The sequence below is a fragment of the Pseudomonas mediterranea CFBP 5447 genome (assembly GCF_000774145.1).
Classification (GTDB): domain Bacteria; phylum Pseudomonadota; class Gammaproteobacteria; order Pseudomonadales; family Pseudomonadaceae; genus Aquipseudomonas; species Aquipseudomonas mediterranea.
In genome coordinates, this window is sequence record NZ_KN322966.1 from 118,814 (window position 1) to 141,824 (window position 23,011).

Annotated in this window: 21 protein-coding genes; 17 read left to right on the top strand and 4 right to left on the bottom strand. The window is 63.2% G+C overall.

The features are described from left to right. The first annotated feature begins 4 nt into the window (after positions 1 to 4). A complete protein-coding gene (locus tag N005_RS02355) occupies positions 5 to 718 on the top strand; it encodes a tetratricopeptide repeat protein (RefSeq protein ID WP_047699046.1) in 714 nt (237 codons plus the stop codon). A 22-nt stretch (positions 719 to 740) separates the two neighbouring features. Next, positions 741 to 1,010 carry a DUF3613 domain-containing protein gene (locus N005_RS02360; RefSeq protein WP_047699047.1) on the top strand — a complete coding sequence of 90 codons (270 nt, stop codon included), beginning with the start codon at positions 741 to 743 and terminating at the stop codon, positions 1,008 to 1,010. Positions 1,011 to 1,193: 183 nt separating this feature from the next. On the opposite strand, the gene N005_RS02365 is transcribed toward N005_RS02360, so the two are convergent. Next, entirely contained in the window at positions 1,194 to 1,601 is a 408-nt protein-coding gene (locus tag N005_RS02365) for a PA2817 family protein (protein WP_024776930.1), read from the bottom strand. 217 nt (positions 1,602 to 1,818) lie between these two features. Next, positions 1,819 to 4,266 (bottom strand): acyl-CoA dehydrogenase, encoded by a 2,448-nt coding sequence (locus N005_RS02370; protein WP_047699049.1) that lies wholly within the window; start codon positions 4,264 to 4,266, stop codon positions 1,819 to 1,821. A gap of 466 nt (positions 4,267 to 4,732) precedes the next feature. Here N005_RS02370 and N005_RS02375 point away from each other — a divergent pair, with 466 nt between their 5' ends. The 3 genes from N005_RS02375 (at position 4,733) to N005_RS02385 (ending at position 7,198) form a co-directional block, all read left to right on the top strand. Further along, positions 4,733 to 5,356, top strand: a complete 624-nt coding sequence (locus N005_RS02375; protein ID WP_047699051.1) for a glutathione S-transferase family protein — start codon at positions 4,733 to 4,735, stop codon at positions 5,354 to 5,356. 133 nt (positions 5,357 to 5,489) lie between these two features. Next, complete coding sequence (locus tag N005_RS02380) at positions 5,490 to 6,422, top strand: ABC transporter ATP-binding protein (RefSeq protein WP_047699053.1); 933 nt, start codon at positions 5,490 to 5,492, stop codon at positions 6,420 to 6,422. Continuing rightward, positions 6,419 to 7,198, top strand: coding sequence for an ABC transporter permease (locus N005_RS02385; protein WP_047699055.1), 780 nt, complete (start codon positions 6,419 to 6,421; stop codon positions 7,196 to 7,198). The genes N005_RS02380 and N005_RS02385 overlap by 4 nt, the downstream gene beginning before the upstream one ends. A 141-nt stretch (positions 7,199 to 7,339) precedes the next feature. Here the strand turns inward: N005_RS02385 and N005_RS02390 are convergent, their stop codons facing one another. Beyond that, on the bottom strand, positions 7,340 to 7,855 hold the full coding sequence (locus N005_RS02390) for a DUF2062 domain-containing protein (protein ID WP_047699058.1): 516 nt from the start codon (positions 7,853 to 7,855) through the stop codon (positions 7,340 to 7,342). A 144-nt stretch (positions 7,856 to 7,999) separates the two neighbouring features. Here N005_RS02390 and N005_RS02395 point away from each other — a divergent pair, with 144 nt between their 5' ends. The 12 genes from N005_RS02395 to N005_RS02450 all read left to right on the top strand — a co-directional run bounded on the left by N005_RS02395 (position 8,000) and on the right by N005_RS02450 (position 19,550). Further along, entirely contained in the window at positions 8,000 to 10,234 is a 2,235-nt protein-coding gene (locus N005_RS02395) for a DNA internalization-related competence protein ComEC/Rec2 (RefSeq protein WP_047699060.1), read from the top strand. A gap of 107 nt (positions 10,235 to 10,341) precedes the next feature. Further along, entirely contained in the window at positions 10,342 to 10,977 is a 636-nt protein-coding gene (locus N005_RS02400; RefSeq protein WP_053150108.1) for a MotA/TolQ/ExbB proton channel family protein, read from the top strand. Further along, positions 10,974 to 11,402 carry an ExbD/TolR family protein gene (locus N005_RS02405; protein WP_047699062.1) on the top strand — a complete coding sequence of 143 codons (429 nt, stop codon included), beginning with the start codon at positions 10,974 to 10,976 and terminating at the stop codon, positions 11,400 to 11,402. The genes N005_RS02400 and N005_RS02405 overlap by 4 nt, the downstream gene beginning before the upstream one ends. After that, the gene (gene lpxK / locus N005_RS02410; protein ID WP_047699064.1) at positions 11,402 to 12,412 is read left to right on the top strand and encodes a tetraacyldisaccharide 4'-kinase; all 1,011 of its coding nucleotides are present in this window, start codon (positions 11,402 to 11,404) and stop codon (positions 12,410 to 12,412) included. The genes N005_RS02405 and lpxK overlap by 1 nt, the downstream gene beginning before the upstream one ends. A 23-nt stretch (positions 12,413 to 12,435) precedes the next feature. Continuing rightward, positions 12,436 to 12,621, top strand: coding sequence for a Trm112 family protein (locus N005_RS02415; RefSeq protein WP_047699067.1), 186 nt, complete (start codon positions 12,436 to 12,438; stop codon positions 12,619 to 12,621). Further along, on the top strand, positions 12,618 to 13,382 hold the full coding sequence (kdsB, locus tag N005_RS02420; protein ID WP_047699069.1) for a 3-deoxy-manno-octulosonate cytidylyltransferase: 765 nt from the start codon (positions 12,618 to 12,620) through the stop codon (positions 13,380 to 13,382). Before N005_RS02415 ends, kdsB begins: the two co-directional genes overlap by 4 nt. Next, a complete protein-coding gene (locus N005_RS02425; protein WP_047699071.1) occupies positions 13,382 to 13,846 on the top strand; it encodes a low molecular weight protein-tyrosine-phosphatase in 465 nt (154 codons plus the stop codon). Before kdsB ends, N005_RS02425 begins: the two co-directional genes overlap by 1 nt. Further along, complete coding sequence (murB, locus tag N005_RS02430; protein ID WP_047699073.1) at positions 13,843 to 14,862, top strand: UDP-N-acetylmuramate dehydrogenase; 1,020 nt, start codon at positions 13,843 to 13,845, stop codon at positions 14,860 to 14,862. The genes N005_RS02425 and murB overlap by 4 nt, the downstream gene beginning before the upstream one ends. 261 nt (positions 14,863 to 15,123) lie before the next feature. Further along, entirely contained in the window at positions 15,124 to 15,594 is a 471-nt protein-coding gene (locus tag N005_RS02435; protein WP_047699075.1) for a (2Fe-2S)-binding protein, read from the top strand. Beyond that, positions 15,591 to 17,906: a xanthine dehydrogenase family protein molybdopterin-binding subunit gene (locus N005_RS02440; protein WP_047699077.1), complete on the top strand. Its 2,316-nt coding sequence runs from the start codon at positions 15,591 to 15,593 to the stop codon at positions 17,904 to 17,906. Before N005_RS02435 ends, N005_RS02440 begins: the two co-directional genes overlap by 4 nt. After that, a complete protein-coding gene (locus N005_RS02445) occupies positions 17,906 to 18,877 on the top strand; it encodes an XdhC family protein (protein ID WP_047699079.1) in 972 nt (323 codons plus the stop codon). The genes N005_RS02440 and N005_RS02445 overlap by 1 nt, the downstream gene beginning before the upstream one ends. A 73-nt stretch (positions 18,878 to 18,950) precedes the next feature. Beyond that, positions 18,951 to 19,550, top strand: a complete 600-nt coding sequence (locus N005_RS02450) for a nucleotidyltransferase family protein (protein WP_047699081.1) — start codon at positions 18,951 to 18,953, stop codon at positions 19,548 to 19,550. Positions 19,551 to 19,737: 187 nt separating this feature from the next. On the opposite strand, the gene rne is transcribed toward N005_RS02450, so the two are convergent. After that, on the bottom strand, positions 19,738 to 22,917 hold the full coding sequence (gene rne / locus N005_RS02455) for a ribonuclease E (RefSeq protein WP_047699083.1): 3,180 nt from the start codon (positions 22,915 to 22,917) through the stop codon (positions 19,738 to 19,740). Positions 22,918 to 23,011: the final 94 nt, after the last annotated feature.

A 23,011-nucleotide genomic window follows, 5' to 3' on the forward strand; every position in this document is an offset into this window, starting at 1 on the left:
TTCCATGAAAGCAGTGATCGCGATAACGGCGACCTTGATACTCGCCGGCTGTGCCAGTAACGGCGTAGTCGCTTCCCGGCCGTCCAGTTGCGCCAGGCCCAGTTCCGACCAGGAACTGGCCCTGAACCTGGCGGATGACATGGCCAATGATGGGCGTCTGTACGCCAGCCTGGCGAACCTCGAAGGTCTGCCGGAAGACCTCGTCCAGGTCCGCCTGCGCAAGGCCCGGGTACTGCGCCTGATGGGACGTAACGAAGCCGAACCGTTGTACAAGAGCCTGCTCGGAACCTGCCTGGCCGCCGATGGGGAGCATGGCCTCGGCCAGTTGGCCGCTGCCAGGAATGATAACGACAGCGCCACCGAACACCTTGAACGCGCAGCGAAAATGGCCCCGACCGAAGGAAAAATCCGCAATGACCTGGGCGTCGTCTACCTCAATCAACGCCGGATCCCTGAAGCGCGCTTCGAGTTCATGACGGCCATGGAACTCAGGCAAGCGGACTCCCTGGCCGCCCTCAACATGGTGACGCTGCTGATCTACCAGGACAGCTGGAAGCAAGCTGCCGAACTCGCGAGCATGGCCAGGCTGAGCCCCGCACAAGTGGCGGATGCCCAGGCCCGGGCAGAGAGGATCAGGGGTTCGGCCACCAAGACGGGAACGACACAGGCAGACCGCTCGAATGAGGTTGTCGATGCCTCATCCGGCGCGGCCAAGTAGAGCGTTACGAGGAGTCCACGAGATGAAAACGAAACAGCTGTTGATCGCCTGCATCGCATGCCTGTCCACCTCCGCCTGGGCAATCGAGCCGGGGCCCTCTTCGACCGCGCAACAAGGCACCGAAAGCTGGATGCAGTTGCAGATTCGCGGTGTGGTTGCATCCACCAATCTGCAAACCGTCTCCGCCGCCGAGCGTGAAATGGCCATGCAGCGCTGGCTCAATAGTTTCAACTATCCGATTCCGGAGTTCTTTGACCAGGATTCGGGAGGAGAAATCGGCAGCAGCAAATGAGTCGAGCAGTAAACCAAGAGGAATCGTCCGAAAACGTTGCTGCTTTCGGACGTTTTTTACGCCATCACACCTGTGGAAGCGGGTTTGCTCGCGATGGCGTTGGCACATTCAGCACTTGCGTGACAGACGCTCCGCTATCGCGAGCAGGCTCGCTCCCACAGGCCTTTGCATGACTGATCGCAATCAGTGCTTGCTGTCCTGGTCAGACATCGCCAGCAATTGCTTTTCCTGGTTCCAGTCGAAAGGTTCGTCGTTCTGTTCGGCTTCGAAACGACGTTCTTCGAGGGCCTGGTACAGGTCGATTTCCTCGTCGGGCATGTAGTGCAGGCAGTCACCACCGAAGTACCACAGTAGATCGCGGGGTACCAGGTGGGCGATCTGTGGATAACGGACGATCACCTGGCAGAGGAGGTCCTGGCCCAAATACTGGCTTTCGATCGGGTCGACGGGCAGTTGCGCGCGTAATTCGTCGAAGCGCTCCAGGAACAGCGCATGGCTTTCTTCGGGAACCTGTTCGGCCTCACCTACGGCGACCAGGATGCTGCGCAAGTGGTCAAGCAAGACAAGGTGATCGGCAACGACATTGGACACGAGATAAGTCCTCAAGAGCAAAACGGGCGCGGGAGTATAAAGCCCCTGCGCCGGTTTTTACATGGCCGTGGGTCAGCATGGAGTGAATGCAAGGATAGGTGACCTGTGGCGAGGGAGCTTGCTCCTGCTGGTCTGCGTAGCAGCTTCGTTGCTGTTCCGCAAAGCAGTCGGATCGCCCGGGCGGAGCAAGCTCCCTCGCCACGGATTGTTTGCATCATCAACGAACTTTGTTCTCGGCAAGCGTCAGCGCCTCTTTGTCGAAATCATCCACGTCGATCACCTTGCGCCGCGCCGCTTCGGCCGCGTGCAACGCCTGGGCCTCGCCGGCTTGCAACACTCCGGCTTCCAGGGCCGCGTCGATGAGGTGCTCACCGGGTGCCGGCTTGAGCTGACCGTGTTTGAGTGCAGCGTGCAGTTTTTTCTGCAACGGCTGGGCCGCCGTCAGCAGGTCAGCGGCATGTTGCAGGGCGCCGACCGGATCGTCGACCGAGAGCGGGCGATAGCAGCCCTGCAGCAACTCTTCGAGGGTCGGGTCGCCCTTGGCCCGCCCGATCACTGCTGCCACTTCTGCGTCCAGCCTGTCGCTTGGTCCTTTATGGCGACGGCCAAAGGGGAACACCACACAGCGCAGCAGGCCACCGAGCAGCCGGTTCGGGAAATTGGCCAGCAGTTCGTCCAGTGCACGCTCCGCCTGGCCAAGACTCTCCTCCATGGCCCAGGTGAACAGCGGCGTCATGTGGTCCGGCGAATCAAGGTCGTGATAGCGCTTGAGCGCCGCCGAGGCCAGGTAGAGGTTGCTCAACACATCGCCCAGGCGCGCCGATAGACGTTCGCGACGCTTGAGCTCACCGCCCAGCAACATCATGCTCAGGTCCGCAAGCAGGGCAAAGGCCGCTGCCTGTCGATTGAGCGCGCGGAAATACCCCTGGCTCAGGGTGTCGCCGGGAGCCCGGTCGAAATGCCCCAGGCCCAGGTTCAATACCAGGGTGCTGGCCGCGTTGCTGATGGCGAAGCCGATGTGCTTGAGCAACAAACCGTCGAACTCCACCAGTGCCTGGTCCTTGTCTTCGCGGCTTGCCAAGGCCATTTCCTTGAGCACGAACGGATGGCAGCGGATCGCCCCCTGGCCGAAGATCATCAGGTTGCGCGACAGGATGTTCGCGCCTTCCACGGTGATGAAGATCGGCGCGCCTTGCCAGCTGCGCCCCAGGTAGTTGTTCGGGCCCATGATGATGCCTTTGCCGCCATGCACATCCATGGCGTGGCCGATGCACTCGCGACCGCGTTCGGTCAGGTGGTACTTGAGGATCGCCGACAGCACCGAGGGCTTTTCTCCCAGGTCCACCGCGTTGGCGGTCAGCATGCGAGCGGCATCCATCATCCAGGCATTGCCAGCGATACGCGCCATGGCTTCCTGGATGCCTTCAAAGGCAGACAACGGCACGTTGAACTGTTCGCGCACCTGGGCGTATTGGCCGGTCACCAGGCTGGTGAACTTCGCCGCCCCGGTGCCCACGGCCGGCAGCGAAATAGAACGGCCCACCGACAGGCAGTTCATCAGCATCATCCAGCCCTTGCCGAGCATGGGTTGGCCGCCGATGAGGAAGTCCAGCGGGATGAACACGTCCTTGCCCCAGTTCGGCCCATTCATGAACGCCGCGCCGAGGGGCAGGTGACGCCGGCCTATATGGACGCCGGGAGTGTCGGTGGGAATCAGGGCGAGGCTGATGCCCAGGTCTTCTTCGTCCCCCAGCAGGTGGTCGGGGTCATAGGCCTTGAAGGCCAGGCCGAGGAGGGTGGCCACGGGGCCCAGGGTGATGTAGCGCTTCTCCCAGTTCAGACGCAGGCCCAGGGTTTCCTGGCCTTGCCACTCACCTTTGCAGATGATGCCGGTGTCGGGCATCGCGCCGGCGTCGGAACCGGCCAGGGGCCCGGTCAGGGCGAAGCACGGAATATCGTCGCCACGGGCCAGCCGCGGCAGGTAATGGTCACGCTGTTCCTCGGTGCCGTAGTGCAACAGCAGCTCCGCCGGGCCGAGGGAGTTGGGAACCATCACCGTGGAGGCCAGGTCGCCGCTGCGGGTGGCCAGTTTCATCGCCACCTGGGAGTGGGCATAGGCGGAGAAACCCTTGCCTCCGTATTCCTTTGGAATGATCAGTGCGAAGAAGCCGTGCTCCTTGATGTGCGCCCAGGCTTCGGGCGGCAGGTCCATGGCCTGGCCGATCTGCCAATCGCTGACCATGGCGCAGAGCGCTTCGGTGGGACCGTCGAGGAATGCCTGTTCCTCCTCGGTCAGTTGCACCTTGGGATAGGCCAGCAACTGGTCCCAATCCGGACGGCCGCTGAACAGCTCGCCATCCCACCACACCGTGCCGGCGTCGATGGCATCGCGCTCGGTCTCCGACATGGGCGGCAGGGTTTTCTGGAACCAGTCGAACATCGGCGCGCTGAAATATCTGCGGCGCAGGTCCGGCAGCAGCAAAGGTGCCGCGATGGCGGCGAGCACGACCCAGAGGATCAGCATCAGCGCGCCCGGCGCATGGCTGAATATGCCCATCGCCAGCAGGTACACCGCGACGATACCCAGCGCGGGCAGCGGGGCGACGCGCCGATGCGCCAGCCAGGCTATCCCGACGACCAGAACCAGTATCCACAACAACAGCATAGGTAGTCCTCCGTGAACCAGGGCAAAACCGACCCACAGAGCTTAGACGGCATCTGTAAAAGCGGCGGTCGGCGCGATGTGATTGATTTCGTGGGAAACCCCGGATGCATTGCGCCAGTCTGGTTGGCAACAATCGTGGGAAATGGTTCGTTGCTAAAGTGAGAAAGCGCCGTTGTTTGGCTGAAATGCCATTAACTGTGGACAGATACGGGACGCTAAATCATGCAAGTGAATGCAAGACCTGTGGCGAGGGGATTTAGCGAAACGTCGCACCGCCCCGTTGGGGCGCGCAGCGGCCCTATACAATGACGCCCCGCGAAGACAGATCTTGGGGTTGCTGCGCAACCCGGCGGGGATAAATCCCCTCGCCACAGGGATCAGTTCGGCTCTGGATCGTGGTGACGATTTGAGTCGCGACTGATCCGGCGTATGCTGCTGCGGCACTTATCCACTGAGGGAAACCGTGATGCTGAAGATCTGGGGCCGGAAGAATTCATCGAATGTCCGCAAGGCACTGTGGTGCGCCGAAGAGCTGGGGCTGGCCTTCGAGGCCATCGATGCGGGCGGCGCATTCGGGGTGGTGGACACGCCGGAATACCGGGCGAAGAACCCCAACGGTCGCGTACCGATGATCGAAGACGACGGTTTCGTGCTGTGGGAATCCAACGCCATCGTGCGCTATCTGCTGGCGCGCCATGCGCCCGGTTCAGCCTGGTACCCGACCGATCTCCAGGCGCGGGCCACGGCTGACAAATGGATGGACTGGACCACATCGTCCTTTGCCGGGCCGTTCCGCACCGTGTTCTGGGGTGTGCTGCGCACGCCGGCCGAGCAGCAGGACTGGCCCGCCATCCATGCCGCGATCAAGGAATGCGAAAGCTTGCTGGCAATGGCAGACCAGGCCCTGAGCGAACAGCCCTACCTCTCGGGCGAGGTCATCGGCATGGGCGACATTCCCTTGGGCAGTTTCATCTATGCCTGGTTCGAAATGCCCATCGAGCGGGTAGCGCAGCCTCATCTGGAGGCCTGGTACCGGCGGTTGCAGCAGCGTCCGGCTTACCGCAAGGCCGTCATGACCGCGTTGACTTAATACTTACTATCGACACGCGTGACTGTACTTGTGCGGCGACGCCAAGCACCATGGCCTTCGTGCGCCGTGGTTGTATTGCTCGCCGCGCGCCCTCATGTATTCCTTTCCTCCCTTCTTGGTGCGTAGATCCGATATGAGTTCCGCTCTGTCCATCCGGCAGCTAACCAAAACCTACGGCAACGGTTTCCAGGCCCTGAGTGGTATCGATCTGGACGTCGCCGAAGGTGATTTTTTCGCCTTGCTCGGCCCCAACGGTGCCGGCAAATCCACCACCATCGGAATTCTTTCCACTCTGGTGAACAAGACCAGCGGCACGGTGAATGTCTTCGGTCATGACCTGGACCGCGAGCCCGCGGCGCTCAAGCGCTGCATCGGCGTGGTGCCCCAGGAATTCAATTTCAACCAGTTCGAAAAGACCTTCGACATCGTTGTGACCCAGGCGGGTTACTACGGCATCCCGCCGAAGATCGCCAACGAGCGCGCCGAGCAGTACCTGACCCAGCTGGGGTTGTGGGACAAGCGTGACGTGCCGTCCCGTTCGTTGTCCGGCGGCATGAAGCGCCGGCTGATGATCGCCCGTGCGCTGGTGCATGAGCCGCGCCTGCTGATCCTCGACGAACCGACCGCAGGCGTGGACATCGAGTTGCGTCGTTCGATGTGGACCTTCCTGACCGAACTTAACCAGAAAGGCATCACCATCATCCTCACCACCCATTACCTGGAAGAGGCCGAACAGCTGTGCCGCAACATCGGCATCATCGACCACGGCACCATCGTCGAGAACACCAGCATGCGGCAATTGCTCAGCCAACTGCACGTGGAGACGTTCCTGCTGGATCTGAAGGGCGACCTGAAGGCCGCCCCTCAATTGATCGGCTATCCGGCCCGACTGGTGGATCAGCGCACCCTGGAAGTCCAGGTGGATAAAAGCGTCGGCATCACCGGGTTGTTCACTCAGCTGGCCCTGCAGAACATCGAAGTGCAGAGCCTGCGCAACAAAACCAATCGCCTCGAGGAGCTGTTCGTGTCCCTGGTGGAAAAAAACCTGGCAAAGGTGGCGGTATGAGTTCCGAACTACGACCCAACCTCATCGCCCTCAATACCATCGTTTACCGTGAAGTCCGGCGCTTCACGCGGATCTGGCCACAGACCCTGCTGCCGCCTGCCATCACCATGGTTTTGTATTTCGTGATTTTCGGCAACCTGATCGGCCGGCAGATCGGCGACATGGGCGGCTTCACGTACATGGACTACATCGTGCCGGGGCTGATCATGATGTCGGTGATCACCAACTCCTACGGCAACGTGGTGTCGAGTTTCTTCGGCAGCAAGTTCCAGCGCTCGATCGAAGAGTTGATGGTGTCGCCGGTTTCGCCCCACACGATCCTGATCGGCTACACCCTGGGTGGCGTGTTGCGCGGCCTGGCGGTGGGGCTGATCGTGACCTTGCTGTCGCTGTTCTTTACCCATCTGCAGGTGCATCACCTGGGGGTGACGGTACTGGTGGTGGTGCTCACGGCGACGATCTTTTCGCTGCTGGGGTTCATCAACGCCGTGTTCGCGCGCAACTTCGATGACATTTCCATCATCCCCACGTTCGTGCTTACGCCGCTGACTTACCTGGGCGGGGTGTTCTATTCCATTTCCCTGCTGCCGCCGTTCTGGCAGACCGTGTCCCTGGCCAACCCGGTGTTGCACATGGTCAACGCCTTCCGCTTCGGCATCCTCGGGGTTTCGGATATCCGCATCAGCGTTGCGATCACCTTCATGCTGGTGGCGACCGTAGTGCTCTATATCGGTTGTGCCCGGTTGCTGGTCAGTGGCCGCGGCATGCGTACCTGACCCCTGTGGGAGCGAGCCTGCTCGCGATGGCGTCGGATCTGACCCAGCGCAATCGCGAGCAGGCTCGCTCCCACATTTGATCTGTTTTAGTCGCGGATACGCCGCAAAAAAGGCCTCCAACAATGGAGGCCTTTTCGTATCTCACATCCGGCTTTTCTTGCGCCGGTTCCATTGCCGGGTCACCCACCAGCGCCAATAACTCATGGTGACGAAGTAGGCCAGGGCGCCAAGCACCACGCCGGTCACCACCGACCCCAGCAGGAACGGCTGCCACAAGGTGGACAGTTGTTCGGTGATCCACGCCCAGGTCAGTTCGTCCGGCAACGTCCGGGCAGGCACGTCCATCAGCCAGGCGCCGGTCTGGTAGGTGCAGAAGAATACCGCCGGCATGGTGATGGGGTTGGTCAGCCAGACCAGGCTAACCGCAATCGGAATGTTGCCCCGCACCGCAATGGCTAATGCCGCCGCCAGGAGCATCTGCAAGGGAATGGGGAGAAAAGCGGCAAACAGGCCGACCGCCATGGCCCGGGCCACGGAGTGACGATTGAGGTGCCAGAGGTTGGGGTCATGCAGGAGGGTGCCGAGAAAGCGTAAGGATTTGTGTTCCCGAATGCTCGCTGGGTCAGGCATGTAACGTTTGAATAGGCGCCGGGGCATAAGGCTTCTCGGTCGGTTCAAAGCAATGAAGCGGCAAGTATGTCCGGATTCTAAGTCCGGCAGATTCAGAGTTTGTGACAATTGATAACGCGCACGGTGCCGCAGACCGACTAAGCCTGGAGAAAGGGCTCTCAAGGACGGGTTATGCGCACAGGGTTGGTCGCGCTTGCACTGGGGCTGGTGGCCCCGGTTTTCTTTCCGGCATTGCCGCCGTTGTGGCTGGTCGCGGCGATGCCGATGCTGGCGCTGATGGTGTTGCCGTTTCGGACGTATCCGCTGGGTTTTTTCCTGTTGGGGTTGGCCTGGGCCTGCCTGTCGGCGCAATTCGCGCTGGACGAACGCCTGCCTGCCGCACTGGATGGCGAAACCCGTTGGGTCGAAGGGCGGGTCATCGGTTTGCCGCAGTACAGTGAAGGCGTGGTGCGCTTCGATCTGGTCGAGGCCCGATCGCGTCGTACCCGCCTGCCGATGTCAATGCGCCTGGCCTGGTTCGGCGGGCCACCGTTGAGCAGTGGCGAGCGGTGGCGGTTGGCGGTGAAGCTCAAGCGACCTGCCGGGCTTTTGAATCCACACAGTTTCGACCATCAAGCCTGGTTGTTGAGCCGGGGCATTGGCGCAACCGGTACGGTCAAGGATGGCCGTCGCTTGCAGCCGGCCCGGGGCGCTTGGCGCGATGGGGTGCGCCAGGCATTGGCGCAAGTCGATGCCCAAGGCCGCTCCGGTGCGCTGATGGCATTGGTCCTGGGCGATGGCGGCGGGTTGAGCCGTGAAGACTGGCAGGTGTTGCAGGACACCGGAACTGTCCATTTGCTGGTGATTTCCGGTCAGCACATCGGCCTGCTTGCCGGCCTGATGTACCTGCTGGTGGCCGGTGCGGCGCGTTATGGCGTGTGGCCGGGACGCCTGCCGTGGTTACCCTGGGCCTGCGGGCTGGCCTTCATCGCGGCCCTGGGCTACGGCTTGCTTGCCGGGTTCGAAGTGCCGGTGCGGCGGGCCTGCGCGATGATCGGCCTGGTGCTGTTGTGGCGCTTGCGCTTCAAGCATCCCGACCCCTGGCGGGCGTGGTTGCTGGCCTTCGATGGGGTGTTGTTGTTCGATCCCTTGGCCAGCCTGCGACCGGGGTTCTGGCTGTCATTCGCCGCGGTGGCGGTGCTGATGTTCACCTTCGGCGGGCGCCTGGGCCCCTGGCGCTGGTGGCAAACCTGGACCCGCGCCCAGTGGCTGGTGGCGGTCGGGCTATGCCCGTTGTTGTTGATATTGGGCCTGCCGGTGAGTCTCAGCGGGCCGCTGGTGAACCTGGTGGCGGTACCCTGGATCAGCCTGCTGGTATTGCCGTCGGCATTGCTCGGCACGGTGTTGCTGCCGGTGCCCCTCATCGGCGAAGCGCTGCTATGGATTGCCGGGGGCTTGCTCGATCTGCTGTTCAAGGGCCTCGCACTGGTGGCCGGGCGAGTACCGGCCTGGATCCCCGTTCCGATATCTTTTTGGGCTTGGTGCATCGCCGCGCTTGGCGCTGTCGTGCTGTTACTGCCCAAGGGAATACCGCTGCGTGTGCTGGGTTGGCCGATGTTGCTGCTGATGGTGTTTGCGCCACGGGAAGAAGTGCCGTCAGGACGAGCGGAGGTCTGGCATCTGGACGTGGGCCAGGGACTGGCAGTGCTGGTGCGCACCCGCCGTCACAGCCTGCTCTATGATGCAGGGCCTCGTTTTGGCGATTCCGATGTGGGCGAGCGTGTCGTGCTGCCGACCTTGCGCAAGTTGGGTGTGCGAAAGCTGGACCTGATGCTGCTCAGCCATGCCGATGCCGATCACGCCGGTGGTGCCCAGGCCGTGCGCAACGGGCTGGCAACGCTGCGGGTGATCAGCGGCGATCCGGCCGCGTTGCCCGTCGTCCTTGAAGCCGAGGCCTGCGACAGCGGCGAACAGTGGGAATGGGACGGCGTCCGCTTCGAAGCGTGGCAATGGTCATCGGCTCTTGAAAGCAATCAGAAATCCTGTGTCCTGCTGGTCGAAGCCAATGGCGAGCGGCTGCTGTTGACCGGCGACATCGACACCCATGCCGAACGCGCCTTGCTCGATGGCCCGCTGGCGGTGCCGACCCAATGGCTGGCCGCGCCCCATCATGGCAGTCGCAGTTCATCGTCGATGGCGTTGCTGTCGCGTCTCGAGCCGCATTCGGTATTGATCTCCCGAGGCCAGGGCAACGCGTTCGGCCATCCCCATCCCCAGGTGATAGCCCGCTATCGGCGGTTGGGCATGGCCATTTACGACAGTGCCGAACAAGGCGCCATTCGTCTGCAACTGGGGGCCTTCGAGCGGCCGGACTCCCAGGCCGGCCACCGGCGCTATTGGCGCGACCCGCCGCCTGCGGGGCCATGAGCCGGACATTGACCCAGGTCGCTTCCTGACGGAGTTATCGGCGGGGCGGGGCCTCCATGGCGAGTCTCTATGATAAAGTGGCGCACTTTTTCGAGGGGGCAGTCACTGTGTGGGAATTGGTCAAATCCGGCGGCTGGATGATGTTGCCGATCATTCTGAGTTCCATCGCGGCACTGGGTATCGTTGCCGAACGCCTGTGGACCCTGCGCGCCAGCCGCGTGACGCCGGAGCATCTGCTCGGGCAGGTCTGGGTCTGGATCAAGGACAAGCAACTGAACAAGGACAAGCTCAAGGAGCTGCGGGCCAGTTCGCCGTTGGGCGAGATCCTGGCGGCCGGCCTGGCGAACTCCAAGCATGGTCGCGAGATCATGAAAGAATGCATCGAAGAAGCCGCGGCCCGGGTCATCCATGAGTTGGAGCGCTACATCAATGCCCTCGGCACCATCGCCGCCATGGCCCCGTTGCTGGGCCTGCTGGGCACGGTGCTGGGCATGATCGACATTTTCAGCGCCTTTACCGGATCTGGCATGAGCACCAATGCCTCGGTGCTGGCCGGTGGTATCTCCAAAGCCCTGATCACCACCGCGGCCGGCCTGATGGTCGGTATCCCGTCCGTATTCTTCCACCGGTTCCTGCAGCGCCGCGTCGACGAGTTGGTGGTGGGCATGGAGCAGGAAGCCATCAAGTTGGTCGAGGTGGTGCAGGGCGATCGTGACGTGGACCTGGCCGGGAGCAAGAAGTGAAGTTCCGCCGCAAACCACGGGAAAACATCGAGATCAACCTCGCGTCGCTGATCGATGTGGTGTTCATCCTGCTGCTGTTTTTCGTTGTGACCACCACCTTCACCCGGGAAACCCAGCTCAAGGTGGAGTTGCCGCAAGCCGTCAGCGGTTCGCCGGCCGAGGACCAGCAGTTGAAGAGCCTGGAGATCACCATCAACGCGGAAGGGTCGATTTCGGTGAACAACCAGCTGTTGCCCAAGAGCGACCTGGCGACCCTGATCGAGGCGTTGCAGAAAGAGTCCGGCGGCGACACCAATCTGCCGTTGTCCATCAGTGCCGATGGCAAGACGCCCCATCAATCGGTCATCACTGCCATGGACGCCGCCGGCAAGCTCGGCTTCAGCCATCTGCGCATGACCACGGTCGAGGCGGCACCCGCACCCTGATGGCCATGTCCGATCGATTGCTCGCCGCGTGGTATGACGGTCACCCGGCCCTGGCGCTGTTGCGGCCACTGGAGTGGCTGTACCGGCGCGTGGTGGTCGGCAAGCGCGAGCGTTTCCTGGCGGGCGAGGGCGATATCTATCAGCCGCCTGTGCCGCTGGTGGTGGTGGGCAACATCACCGTGGGCGGTACCGGCAAGACGCCGATGATCCTGTGGATGATCCAGCACTGCCAGCGTTCTGGCCTGCGGGTTGGCGTGGTCAGCCGCGGCTATGGTGCCAAGCCGTCGCAGCTGCCGTGGCGAGTCGAGGCCGAGCAGGGGGCCGGGATCGCCGGCGACGAGCCGTTGCTGATCGTGCAGCGCACCGGCGTGCCGCTGATGATCGATCCGGAGCGCAGCCGTGCGGTCCAGGCGCTGCTGGCATCGGAACCGCTGGACCTGATCCTCTCCGATGATGGCATGCAGCATTACCGGCTGGCGCGCGACCTTGAGCTGGTGTTGATCGACAATGCCCGCGGCCTGGGCAACCGGCGTTGCCTGCCTGCCGGTCCGTTGCGCGAGCCGGTCGAGCGCCTGCAGTCGGTGGATGCGGTGCTGTACAACGGCGCCAGTGCCGACCGTGAAGACGGCTTCGCCTTCGAGCTGCGGCCCACCGCCCTGGTGAACCTGGCCAGTGGCGAACGACGCCCGCTCGACCATTTCCCGCCGGGCCAGGCCTTGCACGCCGTGGCCGGTATCGGCAATCCGCAACGTTTCTTCAAGACCCTCGAAACGCTACACTGGCGGCCTATACCGCACGGGTTTGCCGACCATGCCGAATACAGCGTCGAGGCCTTGGATTTCACACCGCCATTGCCGGTGGTCATGACGGAAAAGGACGCGGTCAAATGCCGTGCCTTCGCCGCGCCCGACTGGTGGTACCTGGCGGTGGACGCCGCGCCTTCACCGGCCTTCGAGGCCTGGTTCGATACGCAGTTGATGCGCCTGTTGCCGGATCGGCTATTACCTTAAGAACCTTATCCAGGGGAAATTCCATGGACACCAAACTGCTCGACATCCTGGCCTGCCCGGTTTGCAAAGGCCCGCTCAAGCTCAGCGCCGACAAGACCGAGCTGATCAGCAAGGGCGCCGGCCTGGCGTATCCGATTCGTGACGGCATCCCGGTGATGCTCGAAAGCGAAGCCCGCGCCCTGACCACCGATGAGCGCCTGGATAAATGAGCGTCGCCTTCACCGTTGTGATCCCGTCGCGCTTCGCTTCGACGCGCTTGCCCGGCAAACCGTTGTTGTCGATCGCCGGCAAGCCGATGATCCAGCACGTGTGGGAACAGGCCTGCAAGAGCAGCGCCCAGCGTGTGGTGGTGGCGACGGACGACCTGCGCATCGTCGAGGCCTGCGAGGGCTTCGGCGCCGAAGTGGTCATGACCCGCGAAGACCACAATTCCGGCACTGATCGCCTGGCGGAAGTCGCCGCGAAACTGGGCCTGGAGCCGGACGCCATCGTGGTCAACGTGCAGGGCGACGAACCGCTGATCCCGCCCAGCGTGATCGACCAGGTCGCGGCCAACCTGGCGGCCCATCCCGAAGCGCGCATGGCTACGCTGGCCGAGCCGATCAAGGATGTGCAGACCCTGTTCAACCCGAACGTGGTCAAGGTGATCAGCGATCTGAACGGCCTGGCGCTGACCTTCAGTCGCGCTACGTTGCCCTGGGCTCGGGATGCGTTTGCTCAAACCCGTGACGTCATGCCCGAAGGCGTGCCGTACCGTCGTCACATCGGCATCTATGCCTACCGCGCCGGTTTTCTCCAGGACTTCGTCGCCTGGGGCCCGTGCTGGCTGGAAAACACCGAGGCCCTGGAGCAGCTGCGCGCGCTCTGGCACGGAGTGCGGATCCATGTGGCCGATGCATTGATCGCACCGCCAACCGGCGTCGACACGGTCGAAGACCTTGAGCGCGTCCGTCGCCTGCTGGAGGCCTGATGCGGGTTCTGTTCGTCTGCCTCGGCAACATCTGCCGCTCGCCCACCGCCGAAGGCATCCTGCGCCACAAGCTGCGCGAGGCCGGGCTGCTCGGGCAGGTGGAGGTGGCCTCCGCCGGTACCGGTGACTGGCACGTGGGCAAGCCGCCGGACCAGCGCAGCCAGGCCGCGGCCCTGCGGCGCGGCTATGATTTGTCGGCCCAGCGTGCCCGGCAAGTCAGCCGCGCCGATTTCGCCGCCTATGACCTGATCCTGGCGATGGACAGCAGCAACCTGCGCAATCTCAAGGCTCTGCAGCCAGCCAACGGCCGGGCTGAACTGGACCTGTTCCTGCGCCGCTACGAGGCCGGCGTCGATGACGTGCCGGACCCGTACTACGACGGCGAGCAGGGATTCGAGCAGGTCCTGGACCTGATCGAGCGCGCCACGGATCGCCTGGTGATCGAATTGAAGGGACGGCTATGAGCTTGCAGGTACAGGCCGGCGTCAGCCTCAAGCCTTTCAACAGTTTCGGCGTGGACGTCAAGGCCCGGTTGTTCGCCGAGGCCCACGAGGATGCACAGGTGCGCGAGGCGCTGGCCTATGCCGCCGGGCACGGGGTGCCGCTGCTGGTGATCGGTGGTGGCAGCAACCTGCTGCTCACCGGGGATATCGATGCCCTGGTATTGCGCATGGCCAGCCGTGGCATCCGCTTGCTGAGCGATGAGGGGGAGCGGGTGGTGATCGAGGCCGAGGCTGGAGAGCCCTGGCATCCTTTCGTCCAGCACACGTTGGCGCAAGGCTGGGCGGGGTTGGAGAACCTCAGCCTGATCCCCGGTACGGTGGGCGCAGCGCCGATGCAGAACATCGGCGCCTATGGCGTGGAGATCAAGGACGTCTTTGCCGGGCTCACCGCCCTGGATCGTCACACCGGCGAGTTGCGGGATTTCACTCTCGAAGAATGCCGTTTTGCCTACCGTGACAGCCTGTTCAAGCAGCAGTCGGGTCGTTGGTTGATTCTGCGGGTGCGCTTCGCCCTCAGCCGCGCTGCCCACCTGCATCTGGAATATGGCCCGGTCCGTCAACGGTTAAGCGAGCAGGGCATCGATCAGGCCACGCCACTCGATGTCAGTCGGGCCATTTGCAGCATCCGCAGCGAAAAACTGCCGGACCCGGCCGTGCTGGGCAATGCCGGCAGTTTCTTCAAGAATCCGCTGGTGCCGGCCGCGCATGTCGCGCAACTCAAGCTGCAATACCCCGACCTGGTGGCTTATCCACAACCCGAGGACCAGATGAAAATAGCCGCGGGCTGGTTGATCGAGCGTGCCGGCTGGAAGGGCTTTCGTGAGGGCGACGCCGGGGTGCATAAGCTGCAGGCGCTGGTGCTGGTCAACTATGGCGAGGCCACTGGCCTGCAACTGCTGGACCTGGCCCAGCGCATTCAGAAAGATGTTGCCGAACGTTTCCAGGTCGACCTGGAAATGGAGCCCAACCGCTACTGAGTCAAGGTTCGCCATGAACCAGGAACGCCCTGCGCGACCTCGCACAAGCATCATTTGTGCAGGATTGTGCAGGGCGTTTTGCTTGAACCTGGGTTAATTTAATCTGCTGACGATGCGACCATCGCATCGCGCAAGGCCCGATGCAGACGCCTGCGTCTACATAAGAGAGCCCCATCAGCCTGAGCCAGTCTGCGACACCGAACCGTTCTCCAAGCGGCAGATTGCTCGACCCCATAACTCGATAACTATGCGGGCGTGCCCATGATTACCCTGAAACTCAATGGACAAGACCATCAACTGGATGTGACCGAGGACATGCCCCTGCTGTGGGCTATCCGCGATGTCGCTGGGTACAACGGCACCAAATTCGGCTGCGGCATGGGCCTGTGCGGCGCGTGCACCATCCATATCGACGGCGCCCCGGCGCGCAGTTGCATCACGCCGATCGGCTCGGTGCAGGGGCAGAACGTCAGTACCATCGACGGGCTGCATGCCGACCCGGTTGGCCAGGTCGTACAACAGGCCTGGCTCGATACCGCCGTGGCCCAGTGTGGTTACTGCCAGGGCGGGCAGATCATGTCCGCCACTGCATTGCTCAAGAGCAATCCCAACCCGAGCGATGAGCAGATCGAGGAAGCCATGGTCGGCAATATCTGCCGCTGTGGCACGTATAACCGGATCAAGGCTGCGATCCGCCAGGCGTCCACCCACTTGAAGGAGGCCAAGGCATGAGCCGGCTGCCCAATGATTTCGTGCTGAGCAATCTCAGTCGACGTGGCTTCCTCAAGGGCGCGAGCGCCACCGGTGTACTGGTGTTGGCTGCCAGTTGGGGTCTGCCGGAGGCCTTTGCCGAGGAAAAGAAATTCGGTGCCGAGGGCATGCCCCATGGCGCGATCGACGACCCGAAGGTGTACGTGAGCATCGCCGCCGACGGCAGCGTGACGGTGATCTGCAACCGTTCGGAAATGGGCCAGGGTGTGCGCACCAGCCTCAGCATGGTCGTAGCCGATGAATTGGACGCCGACTGGGCATTGGTGAAGGTAAAACAGGCGCCTGCCGATGAGGCGCGTTTCGGCAACCAGGACACCGACGGTTCGCGCAGCATGCGCCACTGGTACGAACCGATGCGCCGTTGCGGCGCCGCAGCGCGGACCATGCTGGAGCAGGCCGCCGCGGCCCAATGGAACGTCCCAGTGGGTGAATGCCATGCCCAGTTGCACAACGTGGTACACCAGCCTTCCGGTCGGAAACTGGGTTACGGTGCATTGGCCGCCGCTGCCAGCGCCTTGCCGGTGCCGGGCCGTGACAGCTTGCGCCTCAAGCAGCCGGCCGAGTTTCGCTACATCGGCAAGGAAGCGAGCCGGGCCATCGACGGTGCCGACGTCGTCAACGGTCGTGCCGTGTTCGGTGCCGATGTGCACTTCGACGGCATGCTTTACGCCGTCGTGGCGCGTCCGCCGGTCTATGGTGGCAAGGTCAGGAGCGTGGACGATAGCGCGGCGTTGAAAGTACCGGGCGTGGTCAAGGTGGTGCAGATCGAAGGGCGTCCGCTGCCTTCGGAGTTCCAGCCCCTGGGCGGTGTAGCCGTGGTAGCCAAGAACACCTGGGCCGCGATCAAGGGACGCGATGCCTTGAAGATCGAGTGGGATGACGGCCCGAACGCCGGTTATGACTCGGTCGCCTATCGCAAGGAACTCGAAGCCGCGGCCCTCAAGCCCGGAAAAGTCCTGCGCAGCACCGGCGACCTCGACGATGCCCTGGCGAAGGCCGATTCGACCCTGGAAGCCTCGTATTACCTGCCGCACCTGTCCCAGTCGCCGATGGAACCGATGGTGGCCATTGCCCGGTTCAAGGATGGCCAGTGCGAAGCCTGGGCACCGAGCCAGGCGCCACAGGTGACCCGCGAGCGCGTCGCCGAACGGTTGGGCATCCCTTTCGACAAGGTCACGATCAATATCACCCTGCTGGGTGGCGGCTTTGGCCGCAAATCCAAGCCCGACTTCGTCGTCGAGGCGGCGGTGCTGGCCAAGGAATTTCCGGGCCAGGCGATCCGCGTGCAATGGACCCGTGAAGATGACATTCATCACTCGTATTTCCACACCGTTTCGGCCGAGTACCTCAAGGCCGGCTTGAACCGGGACGGGATGCCGTCCGGCTGGCTGCATCGCACCGTGGCCCCGAGCATCACCGCGTTGTTTGCGCCGAATATGGTTCATGAAGCGCCGTTCGAAGTGGGCATGGGCGTGACCAACATGGCCTACGCCATTCCCAACCTGCGCCTGGAGAACCCCGAAGCGGTAGCCCACACTCGGGTGGGCTGGTACCGCTCGGTGTCGAACATTCCCCACGGTTTTGCCATCCAGAGCTTTATCGACGAACTGGCCCACAAGGCCGGGCAGGATCCGCTGCAGTACCACCTCAAGCTGCTCGGCCCGGATCGCAAGATCGATCCGCGTACCTTGAATGAAGAGTGGAACTACGGTGAATCTCCCGAGCGCTATCCCATCGATACGGCGCGAATCCGTACCGTGCTGGAAACCGCTGCCAAGGCGGCCGGTTGGGGGCAGAAGTTGCCGAAGGGCCGTGGCCTCGGGCTAGCGGTGCATTACAGCTTCGTCACCTACGTGGCGGCTGCCATCGAGGTGGAGGTCAAGGAGGACGGCACGGTGATCGTGCACAAGGCGAACATTGCCGTCGACTGCGGTCCGCAGATCAACCCCGAACGCATCCGCTCCCAGTTCGAAGGCGCCTGCGTCATGGGCCTGGGCAATGCGATGGTGGGAGAGATCAGCTTCAAGGATGGCAAGGTCCAGCAGGACAACTTCCACATGTACGAAGTGGCACGCATGTCCCTGGCACCCAAGGAAGTGGCGGTGCACCTGGTCACGCCACCGGGTGAGGTGCCGTTGGGCGGCGTCGGCGAGCCGGGGGTACCACCGATTGCGCCGGCGCTGTGCAATGCGATTTTCGCCGCCACCGGCCAGCGTATCCGCAGCCTGCCGGTACGCTACCAGCTGCAGGGCTGGCAGCAGGCCAAGGCCTGATGGACAGCGTCGACCTGAACGTCCTGCGTAGCGTGCTGCAATGGCGCCGCGCCGGGCAGCGCGTGGTGCTGTTCACGGTGGTCCAGACGTGGGGTACCGCGCCGAGACCTCCGGGGGCGATGCTCGCCCTGCGCGAAGACGGCGTGGTGATCGGTTCGGTGTCGGGCGGTTGCGTCGAGGATGACCTGATCGCCCGGCTGCATGATGGCCGGATTCCGGCGGATGGTCCGCCGGTGCAGATGATCACTTACGGCGTCACCCGCGAGGAAGCAGCGCGCTTCGGCTTGCCCTGTGGCGGTACCCTGCGCCTGACGGAAGAGCGGGTCGGTGACCCACAGTGGGTGGCCGACCTGCTGGAGCGCTGCGAAGCCCATCAGATTGTCGCCCGTGAGTTGAGCATCGCCACCGGCCATGTGGCGTTGACACCTGCCAGCAAGAGCGACGTGCTGGTTTTCGACGGCCAGACCCTGCGCGCCATCTACGGGCCGCGTTGGCGGCTGCTGCTGATCGGTGCCGGGCAGTTGTCGCGCTATGTCGCGGAAATGGCTCGGTTGCTGGACTTCGAAGTGCTGATCTGCGATCCGCGCAAGGAGTTCGTCTACGGTTGGGAAGAACAGCACGGCCGTTTCGTCTCGGGGATGCCCGATGAGGCGGTGCTGAATATCCAGACCGACGAGCGCACGGCAATCGTTGCCTTGACCCATGATCCGCGTCTGGACGACATGGCCTTGCTGACTGCCCTGGATTCCCCGGCGTTTTATGTCGGGGCCCTGGGGTCGCGGGTCAACAGCCAGAAGCGCCGGGACAATCTGCTTCAGCTAGGCTTGTCTGCACAGGCTATCGAGCGGCTGCATGGTCCGATCGGCCTGCACATCGGCAGCCACACCCCGGCGGAAATCGCCTTGTCGCTGCTGGCCGAAATCGTGGCCATCAAGAATGGCGTCGAGCTGCGGCAGAAAAAGCCGTTGTAAGCCGCTAGTGGCCTGTACGGTTAATTTGAGTAAACGAATTAGCCACACAGGCCACTAGAGGCAAGGAGGACGTATGAGCGGATCGATTGGCGTGATCATTGTCGCGGCCGGACAGGGCAACCGTTTTCGTCAGGTGGCCGGTACCGACAAGGACAAGTTATTGGCTGACTGCACAGGGCGCGACGGCGCGGTCCGTTCGGTGATCGAGCAGGTGCTGGTCAATTTGCCGGCCTCCCTGGAAAAATGCGTGCTGGTGACCCGCGAGGGGCGTCCACAAGCCATTCGCATGGCCCAGGCTTATGGATGCGACGTCGTCGAGCTGGACTCCCCCGGTCTGGGCGACAGCATCGCGGCGGGCGTTCAGGCATGCCCGGACCTCGATGGTTGGTTGATTGTGCTGGCGGACATGCCATTCATCCTGCCATCGAGCATTGAGCGGGTGGCGGAGGGTATTCGCGAGGATGGCATCTGCGTGCCGGTGCTTGCGGGTGAGTATGGGCATCCTGTGGGGTTTGGTCGCGGGTTCGGGCCGAGATTGATGGCGCTCAGCGGCGATCATGGCGCCAAGGTGCTTTTTGCCGGAGCACGAGTGGTCGAGATCGCCGTGGACGATCCCGGGGTGGTTTGGGATGTGGATGTGCCTGAGGCTTTGAGTTTCCAGCAACAACATTGATAGCGACTGGACCACCGCCATCGCGAGCAGGCTCGCTCCCACAGTGTTCCAAGGTGAATGGAAGATTGTGATCGACGCAGATCCCTTGTGGGAGCGAGCCTGCTCGCGATGGCGATCTGACATTCGATCTGAAATAAAAAGCCCCGCCTGGCATTCACCAGGCGGGGCTTTTTATTGAGCGATGGAATCAGGCGTGAGGTTTAGGCTCGTGCTCTTTTTCCATTGGGGCGCGATGCGGGGTGACTTCTTCAGCTTCAGCGGAAGGCTGGGCTTCGTCGGTCACCGGCGTCGATTCGACCGGGGCAGCTTCGGCTGCGGCTTCAGTCACTGGGGCAGAGGCTGCCTCGACCACTTCCACTGCCGGGGCCGGCGCGGCAGCGGATGCCTGGGCGGCAGCCTCTTCGGCTTCCTTCTGCAGACGCTCGGCTTCACGCTTGCGACGACGCACTTCGCGCGGATCGTTTGGAGCGCGGCCGTTCGCGGTCAAGGCGCTGGCGGGTGCAGGCTCCTCGACGGGGGCCGGTGCTTCGGCAACCACAGGGGCCTCGACCACTGGCGCTGGCTCGGCTGCCTTGACAGGCTCTGGCGTCGGCTCGACCACCGGTGCCGGTGCCGGTGCGGCAGGCTCCGGGTTCCAGTTGAAGGCTGTCTGCTCTTCACGCACAGGTGCCGCTGCTTTTTCCTCGGTACCCGTTTCAGCAGCCGTTTCAACGGCAGGTTCTGCGGCCACCGTCTGTTCGACGACCGGTGCAGGCTCGACGGCAGCTTCGGCTTCAGGCTGGGCTTCGCGTGCCGGTGCAACTTCCACTTCTGGCGAAGCAGTCACTTCTACTGGGGTAATGGCTTCGACCACTGGCTTTTCAACCGGCGCATCTTCCACCGCAGCGGTAGCGCGTTCGGCCTGTTCATTGGCCTGGGCTTCGGCTGGAGCGCTGATGGTGCTGCTGGCAACGGCCGCAGTCACGGCCAGGCCGGCGGCCAGGTCTGCTGCGCTTGGCGCTTCGGTGGATTCGGACTCTTCCGAGCCTTCGATCACATTACCGTTGGCATCACGCTGGCGCTCACGACGGTTGCTACGACGACGCTGGCCACGGGAGCGGCGGCGTGGACGATCGCCTTCGGCGTTGTCCTGGCCGTCTTCCTGCAGTTGCTCCTCGGCATTCAGCACTTCTTCTTCGCTGGCAGCGGCGGCAGCCTGCTCGGCGCGTGGTTGACGTTCTTCACGCGGAGGGCGCGGGGCGCGCTCTTCGCGAGGCTGGCGGGCCGGACGCTCTTCAGCGGTGGCGGCAGCGGCCGGCGCGGCATCCAGGGGCTCGCGCAGTTCGCGAACACGCTCTTCACGCTCGCCACGAGGCTTGCGATCTTCACGCGGGGCGCGCGGTTGACGCTCTTCACGCGGCGGACGTGGTGCACGCTCTTCACGGGCTACGGTCGACACTTCCTCGCGGGCTTCGCGAGGCTGGCGCTCTTCACGAGGCTCACGTGGTGCGCGTTCTTCACGCGGTGCACGTTCTTCGCGTGGCTTGCGCTCTTCGTCACGACGACCGTTGCGGTTGCGGGTCTGCTGGCGACCGTTGCGGCGTTCTTCGTTGCGGGCAGGACGCTCGGTGGCGGCCGGCTTGGCGACCACGGCCGGTGCGGCAGGCTCTTCCTTGGTCGCGAACAGGCTGACCAGCGACTTCACCAGGCCCTTGAACAGGCTTGGCTCAGGCGCGGCGACCGGAGCGGGTGCCGGTGCGACGACTTCGGTCGGAACCGGAGCATTGGCGCGGGCCGGGGCGGTCTTCACGGCGGCTTCCTGGCGAACCAGGGTGCGGGTGGCGGCAGCCGGCTGGACTTCTTCCACTTCGGCAGCGGCAGCGGCGATCTCGTAGCTGGACTGGTTGTTGTGGGCTTCCGGGCTGTCGTCGCGCAGGCGCTGGACTTCGAAGTGCGGCGTCTCGAGGTGATCGTTCGGCAGGATCACGATGCGGGCGCGGGTGCGCAGTTCGATCTTGGTGATCGAGTTGCGTTTTTCGTTGAGCAGGAACGCCGCCACCGGGATCGGCACCTGGGCGCGGACCTCGGCGGTGCGGTCTTTCAGGGCTTCTTCTTCGATCAGGCGCAGGATCGCCAGGGACAGCGACTCGACGTCACGGATGATGCCGGTGCCGTTGCAGCGTGGGCAGACGATGCCGCTGCTTTCGCCCAGGGATGGACGCAGGCGCTGACGGGACATTTCCAGCAGGCCGAAGCGCGAGATGCGACCGACCTGTACGCGGGCACGATCGGCTTCCAGGCACTCACGGACCTTTTCTTCCACGGCGCGCTGGTTCTTGGCCGGCGTCATGTCGATGAAGTCGATGACGATCAGGCCACCGATGTCGCGCAGGCGCAACTGACGGGCGATTTCCTCGGCCGCTTCAAGGTTGGTCTGCAGGGCGGTTTCTTCGATGTCGCTGCCTTTGGTGGCGCGCGCCGAGTTGATGTCGATGGACACCAGGGCTTCGGTCGGATCGATGACGATGGAGCCGCCGGACGGCAGTTCGACGACGCGCTGGAAGGCGGTCTCGATCTGGCTTTCGATCTGGAAACGGTTGAACAGCGGGACGCTGTCTTCGTAGAGCTTGATCTTGCTGGCGTACTGCGGCATCACCTGGCGGATGAAGGTCAGGGCTTCGTCCTGGGCTTCGACGCTGTCGATCAGCACTTCGCCGATGTCCTGGCGCAGGTAATCGCGGATGGCGCGGATGATGACGTTGCTTTCCTGGTAGATCAGGAACGGCGCGGAGCGATCCAGCGAGGCTTCCTTGATGGCGGTCCACAGTTGCAGCAGGTAGTCGAGGTCCCACTGCATTTCTTCGCTGCTGCGGCCAAGGCCGGCAGTGCGCACGATCAGGCCCATGTCGGCCGGGGCAACCAGGCCGTTGAGGGCTTCACGCAGTTCGTTGCGCTCTTCGCCTTCGATGCGGCGGGAGATGCCGCCGGCACGCGGGTTGTTCGGCATCAGGACCAGGTAACGGCCGGCCAGGCTGATGAAGGTGGTCAGGGCGGCGCCCTTGTTGCCACGTTCTTCCTTTTCGACCTGGACGATGACTTCCTGGCCTTCGCTCAGGACGTCCTTGATGTTGACGCGGCCTTCAGGGGCTTTCTTGAAGTATTCGCGGGAGATTTCTTTGAGGGGCAGGAAGCCGTGGCGCTCGGAGCCGAAATCGACAAAGGCAGCCTCAAGGCTTGGTTCGATGCGAGTAATCCGGCCTTTATAGATGTTGGCCTTCTTCTGCTCGCGTGCACCGGATTCGATATCCAGGTCGTAGAGGCGCTGGCCGTCTACCAGTGCAACACGCAACTCTTCGGGTTGAGTTGCGTTAATCAGCATTCTTTTCATGTAGTACCGTCGGTTTCCGGGCTGCCGGAAACGGCGTTCGGCACACACGACTTCTCACGGTCGGTGTCAGGTGCGTCATGGAAGTGGCTGACCA